This window comes from Enterobacter vonholyi (assembly GCF_040834095.1).
Classification (GTDB): Bacteria; Pseudomonadota; Gammaproteobacteria; order Enterobacterales; family Enterobacteriaceae; genus Enterobacter; species Enterobacter vonholyi.
In genome coordinates, this window is record NZ_CP162152.1 from 3,619,168 (window position 1) to 3,631,649 (window position 12,482).

At 56.5% G+C, this 12,482-nt stretch carries 11 protein-coding genes; 4 read left to right on the forward strand and 7 right to left on the reverse strand.

All coding sequences use genetic code 11. The annotated features are described in order from the left end of the window. Positions 1-22: 22 nt before the first annotated feature. Both lplT and aas read right to left on the reverse strand, forming a co-directional pair. Positions 23-1,216: a lysophospholipid transporter LplT gene (gene lplT / locus AB3N39_RS16950; RefSeq protein WP_111966085.1), complete on the reverse strand. Its 1,194-nt coding sequence runs from the start codon at positions 1,214-1,216 to the stop codon at positions 23-25. Further along, the gene (gene aas / locus AB3N39_RS16955; protein ID WP_367896912.1) at positions 1,209-3,368 is read right to left on the reverse strand and encodes a bifunctional acyl-ACP--phospholipid O-acyltransferase/long-chain-fatty-acid--ACP ligase; all 2,160 of its coding nucleotides are present in this window, start codon (positions 3,366-3,368) and stop codon (positions 1,209-1,211) included. The genes lplT and aas overlap by 8 nt, the downstream gene beginning before the upstream one ends. 425 nt (positions 3,369-3,793) lie before the next feature. On the opposite strand from aas, the gene galR reads away from it, so the two are divergent. Further along, positions 3,794-4,810 (forward strand): HTH-type transcriptional regulator GalR, encoded by a 1,017-nt coding sequence (gene galR / locus AB3N39_RS16960; RefSeq protein ID WP_127732218.1) that lies wholly within the window; start codon positions 3,794-3,796, stop codon positions 4,808-4,810. On the opposite strand, the gene AB3N39_RS16965 is transcribed toward galR, so the two are convergent. Next, entirely contained in the window at positions 4,771-5,247 is a 477-nt protein-coding gene (locus AB3N39_RS16965; RefSeq protein WP_133295459.1) for a GNAT family N-acetyltransferase, read from the reverse strand. The two genes, galR and AB3N39_RS16965, sit on opposite strands and share 40 nt — an antisense overlap. Before the next feature lie 229 nt (positions 5,248-5,476). Between AB3N39_RS16965 and AB3N39_RS16970 the strand changes: the two genes are divergently transcribed. Beyond that, positions 5,477-6,514: a LacI family DNA-binding transcriptional regulator gene (locus AB3N39_RS16970; RefSeq protein WP_111966089.1), complete on the forward strand. Its 1,038-nt coding sequence runs from the start codon at positions 5,477-5,479 to the stop codon at positions 6,512-6,514. Here AB3N39_RS16970 and lysA read toward each other — a convergent pair. Next, complete coding sequence (lysA, locus tag AB3N39_RS16975) at positions 6,484-7,746, reverse strand: diaminopimelate decarboxylase (RefSeq protein WP_115876207.1); 1,263 nt, start codon at positions 7,744-7,746, stop codon at positions 6,484-6,486. The two genes, AB3N39_RS16970 and lysA, sit on opposite strands and share 31 nt — an antisense overlap. Positions 7,747-7,867: 121 nt before the next feature. Between lysA and AB3N39_RS16980 the strand changes: the two genes are divergently transcribed. Further along, positions 7,868-8,800 (forward strand): LysR family transcriptional regulator, encoded by a 933-nt coding sequence (locus tag AB3N39_RS16980; RefSeq protein ID WP_325814279.1) that lies wholly within the window; start codon positions 7,868-7,870, stop codon positions 8,798-8,800. A gap of 19 nt (positions 8,801-8,819) precedes the next feature. On the opposite strand, the gene AB3N39_RS16985 is transcribed toward AB3N39_RS16980, so the two are convergent. Beyond that, positions 8,820-9,371 carry a flavodoxin family protein gene (locus AB3N39_RS16985; RefSeq protein WP_173647440.1) on the reverse strand — a complete coding sequence of 184 codons (552 nt, stop codon included), beginning with the start codon at positions 9,369-9,371 and terminating at the stop codon, positions 8,820-8,822. 187 nt (positions 9,372-9,558) lie between these two features. On the opposite strand from AB3N39_RS16985, the gene AB3N39_RS16990 reads away from it, so the two are divergent. Continuing rightward, positions 9,559-9,951 carry a helix-turn-helix domain-containing protein gene (locus AB3N39_RS16990; RefSeq protein ID WP_111966092.1) on the forward strand — a complete coding sequence of 131 codons (393 nt, stop codon included), beginning with the start codon at positions 9,559-9,561 and terminating at the stop codon, positions 9,949-9,951. A gap of 14 nt (positions 9,952-9,965) precedes the next feature. Here AB3N39_RS16990 and AB3N39_RS16995 read toward each other — a convergent pair whose 3' ends face one another. After that, positions 9,966-10,658, reverse strand: coding sequence for an aspartate/glutamate racemase (locus AB3N39_RS16995; protein WP_115876209.1), 693 nt, complete (start codon positions 10,656-10,658; stop codon positions 9,966-9,968). 132 nt (positions 10,659-10,790) lie between these two features. Next, positions 10,791-12,206 carry a sugar porter family MFS transporter gene (locus tag AB3N39_RS17000; RefSeq protein ID WP_136195111.1) on the reverse strand — a complete coding sequence of 472 codons (1,416 nt, stop codon included), beginning with the start codon at positions 12,204-12,206 and terminating at the stop codon, positions 10,791-10,793. Between the last annotated feature and the right edge of the window lie 276 nt (positions 12,207-12,482).

Genomic DNA, 12,482 nt, shown 5'->3' on the forward strand with positions numbered 1-12,482 from the left:
TGAGGACATCAGGCCTCACTTATCAACGGCGACGCTGCCAAATCCACAAGCCCGCGATCGCAATCGCAAACAGCCCACCAAACCCGACGCCGATCCCCACCACCGGCACACCCACTTTTACCGCCAGCGAGTAGAGCCCCAGCATTAACAGCATTGCCAGGTTTTCACCCAGGTTTTGTACCGCGATAGCATTTCCCGCCCCGACGGTCTGCTTACCCCGTTCCTGCAGCAACGCGTTCAGCGGCACCACGAAGAAGCCCCCCAGAATACCAATCAGGATGAGGAGGACATACGCGGGCAATAACGCATGCTGCAGCGAGAAGATAAGCACCACGACGCCAATCAGGATCCCTGCGGGCATGCAGCGTGCGACCGTCTCGAGCGTCACCAGCTTCGCCGCCGCACCCGCCCCAACCACAATGCCGATGGCCACCATCGCATTAAGATAGGTCGGCGTCGCATTGTCCGTAATGCCCAGCGCCACCGGCACCCACAGGACCAGCAGGAAGCGCAGCGTGACGCCCGCCCCCCAGAACATACTGGTCCCCATCAGGGAGAAACGAGTTTCCCCGTTACGCCACAGCACGCGGCACGCGTTGAAGAAACTGCCGGTCATCGGTTTGAAGCGCCAGGATTGCCCCGGGCGAGCCACTGGCAGCTTCGGAATAAAGAGGTTCGCCACGACCGCCCCGCCATACACCACCGCGCAGATGCCCAGTGCCGCCAGGACATGCCAGTCGGCCAGTACGCCGCCCGCGACGGATCCGAGCAGAATAGCAGCAATGGTTGACGACTCCATCAGGCCGTTGGCTTTCACCAGCTTATCGCCCGTGGTCAGCTCTCCGAGGATGCCATACTTTGCCGGGGAGTAGGCGGCAGCGCCAATGCCCACCAGCGTGTAGCCAATAAACGGATTGAAGCCAAAGCAAATGCTGGCGGCACCCAGCAGCTTGAGACCGTTGGCAAACATCATCACCCGGCCTTTCGGGAAACTGTCCGCTACCTGCCCTACGAACGGAGCAAAAATAATGTAAGCGCCCACAAACACCATCTGCAGGATCGGCTGACTCCAGTCGGGGTAAAACTCGGCTTTCAGCAGCGCCAGCGTGGCGAACAACAGCGCATTATCACCGAACGCAGAGAGGAACTGCGCGGCAATGACCGCCATCATGCCTTTTGAACGCAGTGAGGTGTTAGTGTGTACTGACTCACGCATTTTGCTGTTCCGCCTCTTCAACCATGCCTTTCAGGGTCACGAAATCGGGCTTCCCGCTACCCAGCACCGGGAGCTGCTTCAGGTAGCGAATGTCGCGCGGCACGGCCAGTTCAGGGATACCGTGTTCACGCGCATAGCTCAGTAACCTGTCGCGCTTAAGTTCAGCGTCGGTCGTAAACAGCACCAGCGCCTCGCCTTTGCTGGCATCACTCTTCACCACCGTAGCATGCATCTTATCCGCAGACACGGCCGTTGCCAGCTGTTCGACCATTTCCAGTGAGACCATTTCACCGGCGATTTTGGCGAAGCGTTTCGCGCGTCCCTGAATTTGTACAAAGCCCTGCTCATCGAAACGGACGATATCGCCGGTGTCGTACCAGCCGGTTTCAACCTCGCCGTTGACGTTTTCCGCCGTCGGCGCTTCCAGCACGCCCGGATTTTCCACGCGCAGATAACCGTTCATCACGTTTGGCCCTTTCAGCTGCAGACGGCCACCGTCCTCAATGCCCGGCACCGCCAGCAAACGCGCATCCATTCCCGGCAGGATTCGGCCAACCGTACCCGGTTTCGCCGCCATCGGCACGTTAATCGAGACCACGGGCGCACACTCGGTAACGCCATAGCCTTCAAGAATGCGCAGGCCAAACTTGTCCTGCCAGATCTGGCGCGTGCTCTCCTGCAGTTTTTCCGCACCGGCCACCACATACCGCACGCGATAGAAGTCATACGGATTGGCGAAACGCGCATAGTTGCCCAGGAAGGTTGAGGTTCCGAACAGGACGGTGCAGTTACGGTCATAGACCAGCTCCGGCACAATGCGGTAATGCAGCGGGCTCGGGTAGAGGAACACTTCTGCGCCGGTCAGGAGCGGCGTGAACAGCCCCACCGTCAGGCCAAAGGAGTGGAAAAGCGGCAGCGCCGACATAAAGCGGTCATTCGCGGTAAAGTCGGCGATGCTTTTGATCTGCTCAACGTTCGCCAGAATGCTCTTGTGGCTGTGGACGACGCCTTTCGGGTTGCCCTCCGATCCCGACGTGAAGAGGATAATCGCGTCATCTTCCGGCTGCTGTTTGACCTGGGCCAGACGCGGCACCAGCAGATGCGCAAAAATCCACAGCTTGTCGCCGCTGGTCACGTCCGCTTTCAGATCCTCCAGGAAGACCCAGCGCACCTGGGTGAGCTGCTCGGGAAGGTGCCAGAGCTTGCCTTTGTCCAGGAACTGTCGGGAGGTAAAGACGGTATTAATCTGGGCTGCGGTGATGGCGCTGGTCAACCCCTTCACGCCCGCCGTGTAGTTCATCATTGCCGGGATACGGCCCCGGGAAACCGCACCGAAAATCACCGCCGCGCTGATGCCCGCATTAGGCAGCATCAGGCCAATCTTTTCGCCTTTTTTGCTGTACTTCTCCAGAATACGGCCCACAAACAGGGTTTTGGTCAGCAGTTTGCGATAGGTGTCCGGGGTAAAGTTGATGTCTTCGATGCAGTTTTTCTTCGCGCCATAGCGGTACTGCGCGGATAGCAGAGATTCGTACAGCGTTTCGCGCGGGCGCACGGCCATGCGCGCTTCCATCATAATCTGGTGCAGCATTTCCCCGGCGATTTTACGGCGATCGCGGGCACGCGGCGCTTCTGGCATCGGTAACGACGTTGGCGGCAGAATATGCAGGGTTATTTTAGGGAACAGACGCTGCTTCACCAGCCCCTTCAGGCGGCTGAAATGGGTTAGCTCCGCGCCTTCAATGCGCAGCGGCACCACGGTCGCTTTTGATTTCGCTGCAACAAACCCCGCGCCGTCGTAGATTTTCATCAGCGAACCGGTCACTGAAATACGCCCTTCAGGGAAAATAACCACCGGACGCCCCTGCTCAACCAGACGCACCAGATGCTTAATCATCATCGGCTTGGTCGGGTCGAGCGGCACAAAATCAATCAGCGGCGTGAGCCAGCGCATGTACCACTGCTGGCTGATAGAGGTATAGACTGCAAACACCGGGCGCACGGGTAAAAACAGCGCTAGCAGGATACCGTCTATAAAGGAAACATGATTTGGCGTGATAAGAACGCGTTCGCCGCGAAGCGCCTGGGCATCGCCAGTAACGCGGATGCGAAAAAGAATACGGAAGAGTGTACGGAAGAACCCAAATAGCATCTCAACTCCCTTTGCCAGCCAGTGTGGAGGGTTGATAGTAAATGGTGGCAGATTACACGAGAAGTGATACGGGAGCGACAGCAAAAGTGGAGGCGAAAAAAAACCTGCGCATCCGCGCAGGTTGGTGCAAGAGATGAGTACGAAACCGTACTAAGAATTCTCACCAATCAATACCTCTGGGATCTCAACTGTATCAATCTCATTAACATCCTCGCCATCGGACAATCGCAACAGCCTGAGGCAAAGTGTAACCAAAGGTTCAGATTGACATTCTTCAGACATGACTGCGCGTGTAACGATTACACCACCAGGGTTGTCCTGCGTCACGTTTGTGGAGAGCGGAAATCCGCTCCCCTTGAATGCGCGCCGCTTTTCCGCAACACTATTTGGTGTGTAAACGCTTACCCCCAATAAGAAGGTAATGAATGGCGACAATAAAGGATGTGGCCCGTCTGGCAGGCGTGTCGGTGGCAACCGTCTCCCGCGTGATTAACGACTCCCCAAAAGCCAGTGACGCATCGCGCCAGGCGGTACAAAATGCCATGGAATCCCTGAACTATCATCCCAATGCCAATGCCCGCGCGCTCGCCCAGCAGTCCACCGAAACCATTGGGCTGGTGGTGGGTGATGTTTCCGATCCCTTTTTCGGCGCCATGGTTAAAGCGGTTGAACAGGTTTCTTATCAGACAGGTAATTTTTTACTGATCGGCAATGGCTATCATAATGAACAAAAAGAACGCCAGGCCATTGAACAGCTGATCCGCCACCGCTGCGCGGCGCTGGTGGTTCACGCCAAAATGATCCCGGACGCCGAGCTGATTCACCTGATGAAGCAGATGCCCGGAATGGTGATCATCAACCGCATTATTCCCGGATTTGAAAAACGCTGCGTGGCCCTCGATGACCGCTACGGTGCCTGGCTTGCAACGCGGCACCTTATTCAGCAGGGCCATACCCGAATTGGCTATCTCTGTTCAAATCATCCGATTTCTGATGCAGAGGACCGCCTGCAGGGCTACTACGATGCCCTTCGTGAAAACGGGCTGCCGTGTAATGACCGCCTGGTGGCCTACGGTGAACCGGATGAGAGCGGCGGTGAACAGGCCATGACCGAGCTGCTGGGTCGCGGACGGAATTTCACGGCGGTTGCCAGCTATAACGACTCAATGGCCGCAGGGGCGATGGGGGTGTTGAATGACAACGGAATTGAGGTACCGGCAGAAATTTCGCTGATTGGCTTCGACGACGTGCTGGTCTCCCGCTACGTTCGCCCGCGTCTGACCACCGTGCGCTACCCAATCATCACCATGGCAACGCAGGCCGCCGAGCTGGCGCTAGCGCTAGCTGAACAGCGCCAGCCGCCGGAAATTACGCATCTGTTTAGCCCGACGCTGGTTCGCCGTCACTCCGTTGCGTCACCTGCGGAAGCGCAGAGCGAATAACGGTAGAGGTGAACCCGCGTGTTGGGGTATTCCAGACCATCACCGATGTACTGCCAGCCGTAACGTTCGTAGAAGTCGCGGCAGGCAGACCAGAGATGGAGCTCCTCATACCCGGACTGCGCTGCGTAAGCGATAACATGCTGCTGAAGTTGTCCCGCCAGCCCCTTACCTCGCGCCGCCTCATCAACGTACAGCGCCGCCAGCCACGGAAAGAGATCCTGTCGGGTGATCAAATCGCAGCGCCAGAGCCCTACCGTGCCAAGAAGCTGTTCGCCTTCAAGGGCAATAAACGTCAACGGTAATGCCCCCGGTGTCTGGCTGTGCTCAACAATACTGTGGAAAAATTCCCGAGAAAGCCCTTCGCCAAAGGCCTGCCAGAGCCAGTCGGTGACCTGCTCCGCATAGTGCGGTGCCTGGTAAAGCGGGAGGATGGCTATCTTTTTCACGTTTCACCTGCATTTTCTCATGTATTTACTGGCCTGATGCTCCAGCCCGGTTCGGTGATTATCTTACCAGAGTCAGGCTATTGAGTTTGACTTCAGGCTGGCCGGACGAATCGTTACCAAAAAGCGTGATCGTGGCAGAGTTTTTGCGCTTCCCGCATCGCTTATACGGCATAAGCTCTGTGGTAAACTGCAGATCGTTACGTGGAAGCAGGAATGTAGAATGGCAACAATGCTGGATGTATCACTGCGCGCGGGCGTGTCGAAGGCCACGGTATCGCGCGTGCTGAACGGCACAGGTCAGGTAAAAGAGAGTACGCGTCAGCAGGTGTTTGCTGCGATGGAAGAGCTGGGCTATCGCCCGAACTTTCTCGCGCGCTCGCTGGCTAACCAGACCAGCAACAGCATTGGTCTGGTCGTCTCGACCTTTGACGGCTTTTATTTTGGCCGCCTTCTCCAGCAGGCGTCGCGGCAGACCGAAACTCACGGGAAACAGCTGATCGTCACCGACGGTCACGATGCGCCGGAACAGGAAGAACAGGCGGTGCAGATGCTGGCCGATCGCCAGTGCGATGCCATCGTGCTTTACACGCGCTACATGAGCGAAAAAGCGATCGTCAAACTGATGAACACCGTGAAAACGCCACTGGTGGTCATTAACCGTGAAGTGAGCCAGGCGCCGGATCGCTGCGTGTTCTTCGAACAGCAGGATGCCGCATTCAAGGCCGTGGATTATCTGATCGGCCAGGGCCATCGGGAGATCGCCTGTATCACCGTCCCGATCCACACTCCCACGGGTAAAGCGCGGCTGATGGGCTATCGCAAGGCGCTGGAAAAGCATGGTATCCGTCTGGACGAGCGTCGGATAAAGTACGGCGATGCGGGAATGACGCGGGGATACGAGCTTTGCAAGGAATTGATTGCCGACGGAGTACCGTTTAGCGCCCTGTTTGCCTGTAACGACGATATGGCGCTGGGTGCGTCCAAAGCGTTGCACCAGGCGGGGCTTAAAATCCCGCAGGATATTTCACTGTTCGGCTTTGACGATGCCCCAAGCGCGAAATGGCTGGAGCCTGCGCTCTCATCGGTTTATCTGCCCATCGACAATATGATTGTCACGGCCATCGATCAGGCGATCCGGCTGGCAAAAAACCAGCCGGTCGATGCCATCCCGCCGTTTACCGGCACGCTGGTCTTACGCGATTCGGTCACAACGGGACCGTACTTTAATCAGATGAGTTCTAAAGCCAGCAGTTCCTGAATGGTCTGGCGACGGCGGATCAGCCGCGCTTTACCGTTATCAAACAGCACTTCCGGCAGCAGCGGACGGCTGTTGTAGTTAGATGACATAGATGCCCCGTAGGCACCGGTGTCATGCAGCACAAGATAATCGCCCGGTTTGACCTCTGGCAGCGCGCGGGTTTCCACTTTGCCGCCTTCCTGCTGGGTAAACACGTCGCCCGATTCGCACAGCGGCCCCGCAACGACCGTCTCAACGCGCGGCGCCTGCGTTAAATCACGGCCGTCAGCAGCCAGGGCGGTAATGTGGTGATAGCTGCCATACATGGACGGACGCATCAGATCGTTAAAGCCTGCATCAATCAAGACGAAGTGGCGAGACCCCATCTCTTTCACGCTGCGCACCTGCGAAACCAGCACGCCGGCTTCCGCCACCAGGAAACGACCCGGCTCAATTTCCAGCTTCACCGCATGGCCCAGATGCGCGGCGATTTGGTCACGCGCGGCGCTCCACAGACCGTAATAGTGATCGGTATCGATCGCCTCTTCGCCTTCGCGATATGGAATGGAGAGACCGCCGCCCGCAGAGATCGCCTCCAGATCCTGACCGAAGTCGACAACCTGGCGCACCATCGCGCCGCACACCTGCTCCAGGTGGCCGTAATCCACGCCAGAGCCAATATGCATATGAATACCCACCAGCTTCAGGCCGTAGCGCTGTAATACCTCCAGCGCGGCAGGCATATCGGCATACCAGATCCCGTGCTTGCTATTTTCGCCGCCGGTATTGGTTTTTTGGCTGTGGCCGTGACCAAAGCCCGGATTCACCCGCAGCCAGACGCGATGGCCGGGAGATACCTGACCCAGCTGCTCCAGCATATCCACAGAACCGGCATTCACCGGGATCTGCAGCTCGTGAACGCGCGCCAGCGTCGCGTCGTCGATCACATCGGCGGTAAAGACGATCGCGTCGCCGTCAGCTTTCGGATCGTATCCGGCCGCCAGCGCGCGTTCGATTTCGCCAAGCGAGACGGAGTCGACCTTCACGCCCTGCTCACGCATCAGGCGCAGAATATGGATATTGGAGCAGGCCTTCTGGGCAAAACGCACCACGTCAAACTGATGCAGGGCGGCGATCTTCTCGCGGACAATCTGCGCGTCGTAGACCCACACCGGACAGCCAAATTCGGCAGGCAGGCGCAGCAGGTTGTCGGCGTTCAAATCGGTATCAGTCTGGTTCAGCGGGCGTGGCATGGTCTTCTCCGGATAAATGCGTTTTGATGATTACGCCACAGCGCAAAGAGAATAAAAAATATCGTTTTATCGCGAGTCTATGCAAAAATGATATGGACAGTTCTCTGCTTTCAGGTGCCCTATGCCCGCCGTCAATTTACGCCACATCGAGATTTTTCACGCCGTGATGACCACCGGCAATCTCACCGAAGCCGCACAGATGCTGCATACCTCGCAGCCGACGGTGAGCCGCGAGCTGGCCCGCTTCGAGAAAGTGCTGGGGCTGAAGCTGTTCGAACGCACCCGGGGCAGGCTTCACCCTACGGTGCAGGGACTACGCCTGTTCGAGGAAGTTCAGCGCTCCTGGTACGGGCTGGACAGAATAGTGAGTGCAGCCGAAAGCCTGCGCGAGTTTCGCCAGGGCGAGCTGTCGATCGTCTGCCTGCCCGTCTTCTCGCAATCTTTTTTACCGATGCTGCTGCAGCCCTTTCTGGCGCGATACCCGGAGGTCAGCCTCACCATCGTGCCTCAGGAATCTCCCCTGCTTGAAGAGTGGCTTTCGGCTCAGCGCCATGATTTAGGCCTAACCGAAAACCTCTCAACGCCAGCAGGCACGGCGCGCACGGAGTTACTTTCGTTAGATGAAGTGTGCGTTCTGCCCGCCGGGCATCGGCTTGCCGGTAAGGCGGTGCTCACGCCAGAGGACTTCCACGGGGAAAACTACATTAGCCTGTCGCAGACCGACAGCTACAGACAGCTGCTGGATACCCTGTTTGCCGAGCATCAGGTCAAACGGCGAATGGTGGTGGAAACGCACAGCGCGGCTTCAATTTGCGCGATGGTGCGAGCGGGCATCGGCGTCGCGGTGGTGAATCCGCTTACGGCGCTGGATTATGCGGAAAGTGGAATTGTTGTGCGTCGGTTTAGCGTCTCAGTTCCTTTTACCGTTAGCCTAATCCGCCCATTGCATCGTCCGGCGTCGGCGCTGGTGGAGGCGTTTAGCGAACATCTGCAGGAAGCGCTAAGTATGTTGGCGGGCCAGCTAAATAAGATGTTGAATCAGACGCCCCGCTGAACAGCGGGCGTCTGAAAACTCAGTTAAAACGTTTCGCAATGGCCGCAACACGCTCGCCGAATTTAACCGCAGTTTGCAGATCGCCGCTGGCAATGGCGCCAGCATCAGCATCCGATGGAGACTGCACCAGCAAACCTACTGAACCGCCCAGATTATTAATGTCCTGACGGGTTGCCGCGAGAGTATTTGACGGCGGCAGCCCCAGGCTCACCCAGATCCCACCGTGCTGAGAGGCTAGCGTTTGCAGATATTGCAACGATACCTGCTTATCACCGTTCAGGCTGGCGCTGTTGCTGAATCCCGCGAACACTTTGTCCTGCCAGCTACGTACGAACCAGGCTTTAGAGGTCGCGTCAGCGAATTTCTTAAACTGCCACGGTACGCTTCCCATGTAGGTTGGCGCGCCAAAAATAATCGCTTTGGCATCGTTGAGTTTTTGCCAGTCGCTTTCCTGAATATCGCCATTACTGTCAATGGCGATAAGCTCAGCCTGCGCGCCCTCGGCGACAGTTTCAGCAACGCGTTTGGTATGGCCGTAGCCAGAATAATAGATAACTACAACGCTCATGATAGATCTCCTGATGCAATATTGCCTTGTGAGTCAAACGATTAAGACGACTTTAAAATTGCTCTGCGAGCCCGTTGCCATTTTCGGTTCCCTGGTATCAAATAGAAACCTTACGTCGTTTTATACACGCAAACATTCACGGGCGTAAGAAGGCACCTTTACCTCACCTGGTTACCTCGAGGGAACCACCATGACCCATACAGCAGTTCTGAAAAAGGAGATGCCTCCTTACAACGTGTTCGATGAGCGCTGCCCGACCCGCGGCGTGCTGACGCGTATCGCCGATAAGTGGGCACTGTTAATCCTTGCGCGTCTGGAGAAGGGACCGATGCGCTTTAGTCATCTTCAACGCGATATTCAGCGAATCACCAAAAAGGTGCTGACCCAGTCTTTACGCAAGCTGGAACGTGATGGGCTGGTGTCGCGAAAGATATTCGCCACGGTACCTGTAACAGTCGAGTACAGCCTGACACCGCTTGGCCAGACATTAACCGAAACGGTGACGGTGCTGGCGCACTGGGTGGAAAATAATATTGATGCCATTGTGGCGGCGCAATCCGCCTATGACGCCGCCAACACGTAAACCAGAACGGGTGCTCAGGACAGCATAAACGCCACGGCATCCGCAGCGTGGATGGCGGTGGTATCGAATACCGGAATCGGGCTTTGCGCTACGGGGACCAGCAAACCAATTTCCGTGCAGCCGAAAATCACCCCTTCGGCCCCCTGCTGCGCGAGTTTATCGATAACGCTGACGTAATACGCGCGGGAAGATTCGCTAAAGGTACCGAGGCAGAGCTCGTCAAAGATAATCTGATTGATGCGCGCCCGGTCGTCTTCATCCGGGATCAGGCTCTCGATCCCAAACTCGCTGTGCAAACGTCCGCGATAAAAATCCTGCTCCATGGTGTAGCGTGTACCCAAAAGCGCTACGCGGCGCATCCCGGATGCCGCAATCACACGCCCGGTCGCGTCCGCAATATGCAAAAACGGCAGCGAGCAGCGGTCCTCAATATGCGACGCCACTTTGTGCATGGTATTGGTACAAAGCACTATACCCTCGGCGCCAGCACGCTCCAGCCCAAGCGCCGCCTGGGCCAGGATCTCCCCGGCTTTATCCCACTCGCCGCTCGACTGGCAGGCTTCGATTTCATGAAAGTCAACGCTGTGCAGGAGCAGGCTTGCGGAATGCAGACCACCCAAACGCTGCTTCACCCCTTCGTTAATCAGGCGATAATAAGGGATTGTCGATTCCCAGCTCATTCCACCTAACAGGCCGATCGTTTTCATCATCCCTCCTTTTCGTTGATTTCTTCTTTTAACACATCCGGTGCCAATAAAAAAAGGCGCTGCATTCAGCGCCTTTTAAACAAACATTGGTTATCCCCTGCATACGTTGGGCCAGGTAAACGGGCAATACGATCACACGCCGATGTTTCGCAGTTTCTCTCCGGCCATCAGCTTGCGCTCGATGTGTTCCAGCGTCACACCTTTGGTTTCCGGGATCAGCCAGAACGTGACGCCAATAAACGCCACGTTCAGCACGGTATAGAGCCAGAACGTTCCCGCTGCGCCAATCGCGTCCAGCAGCGTCAGGAACGTCGCGCCGATGATCATGTTCGATACCCAGTTGGTGGTCGTGGAACAGGTGATGCCAAAGTCACGGCATTTGAGCGGCTGAATTTCGGAGCACAGGATCCAGACCACCGGCGCGGCGCTCATCGCGTAGCCTGCGATACACATCATGGTCATCCCGACAGAAAGCCAGGAAAGTCCGCTTGAGGCCGTACCGTTATCAAACTGCATCAGGCAGTAGCCCAGGATCAGCGTGCCGAGCGCCATCACGCTGAAGCCAATTTTCAGCGCAGGTTTACGGCCCGCCTTGTCCACGGTGAAAACGGCAATAAAGGTGGCGAACATGAAGGTCAGCCCGACCACCAGGGTCGCGATCATCTGCTGTTCCGTGGTGGTAAACCCGGCCATTTTGAAAATCCGCGGAGCGTAGTACATGATGATGTTCATGCCGGTGAACTGCTGCATCGCCTGCAGCAGCATGCCGAGGAAGACCGCCCGGCGCACGTTGCGGTTGATTTTAAACAGCGCCCAGCCCCCCTGCTTGAGCTTCAGGCTTTCGCGGATCTCGTTCAGCTCTTCGCGGGCTTTTTCGGAGGTATCGCGCAGCATGCGCAGCACCTCTTCCGCCTCAACGTGGCGCCCTTTTTGCGCCAGCCAGCGCGGGCTGTTCGGCAGGAAAATCACTAAAACAATCAGCACCACCGCTGGCAGCGCCAGCACGCCAAGCATCGCGCGCCAGTTGCCGCTGTAGCTGAAGTAGGTGTCAGACAGAAACGCCAGCACAATACCCAGCGTGACCATCAGCTGATACATGCTGATCATCTTGCCGCGCACGTTTTCGCTCGCCATTTCGGAGAGATAAAGCGGCGCGGTGTAGGACGCAATCCCCACCGCCACGCCCAGCAGCACGCGGGAAAGCAGCAGGATTTCAACGTTAGCGGCAAACGCCGAGCCAATGGAGCCGGCAACGAACAGAATTGCCCCGACCATCAGGCTGTATTTGCGCCCCAGACGAAACGACAGCCAGCCGTTGAACAGCGCGCCGATGGCCGCACCGAGCATCATGCTGCTCACCACCCACTCCTGCAGGCGACTGCTGAGGGTAAAGTGATCGGTAATAAAGGGCAATGCGCCGGCAATAACGCCGATATCCAGTCCAAATAACAGGCCCGCCACGGCGGCGGCAATGGAGACAAACTGGTTCATGCGGCGAGTATCACGCAGCGCAGCGGGCATTAGGGTAGAGTCATTTATCGATGTCATATTTTTCCTGCCTCAACAGCAAAATTCGTTAAATGAAATTACGAGAAAGCGAGGAAAAGTGTCAGGTGGGAAAAGGTGAAGATATGGATTATTTAGCTGCGACATAGCGATCTGTGATGGACATTACAATTTCAACTAACGCTTAATAATCACGTTATTTTACTAATGCATTAATTTTTCAGAATTAAAAGTGTGATGAATGTCGTTCATGATTTTTTAGTATGGATTTTTCGTGTTTACCCATATGGACTTTGACAATTTTTTGAGCAAAAAAAA

What these genes read in the sequence shown, in the direction of transcription:
- lysA (WP_115876207.1), bottom strand. Translation starts at nt 7,746, where the DNA reads ATGCCACGCCCGCTGAACCAGACTGATACCGATTTGAACGCCGACAAC.
- AB3N39_RS17000 (WP_136195111.1), bottom strand. Translation starts at nt 12,206, where the DNA reads ATGACATCGATAAATGACTCTACCCTAATGCCCGCTGCGCTGCGTGAT.
- AB3N39_RS16970 (WP_111966089.1), top strand. Translation starts at nt 5,477, where the DNA reads ATGGCAACAATGCTGGATGTATCACTGCGCGCGGGCGTGTCGAAGGCC.
- AB3N39_RS16995 (WP_115876209.1), bottom strand. Translation starts at nt 10,658, where the DNA reads ATGAAAACGATCGGCCTGTTAGGTGGAATGAGCTGGGAATCGACAATC.
- AB3N39_RS16990 (WP_111966092.1), top strand. Translation starts at nt 9,559, where the DNA reads ATGACCCATACAGCAGTTCTGAAAAAGGAGATGCCTCCTTACAACGTG.
- AB3N39_RS16980 (WP_325814279.1), top strand. Translation starts at nt 7,868, where the DNA reads ATGCCCGCCGTCAATTTACGCCACATCGAGATTTTTCACGCCGTGATG.
- lplT (WP_111966085.1), bottom strand. Translation starts at nt 1,216, where the DNA reads ATGCGTGAGTCAGTACACACTAACACCTCACTGCGTTCAAAAGGCATG.
- galR (WP_127732218.1), top strand. Translation starts at nt 3,794, where the DNA reads ATGGCGACAATAAAGGATGTGGCCCGTCTGGCAGGCGTGTCGGTGGCA.
- aas (WP_367896912.1), bottom strand. Translation starts at nt 3,368, where the DNA reads ATGCTATTTGGGTTCTTCCGTACACTCTTCCGTATTCTTTTTCGCATC.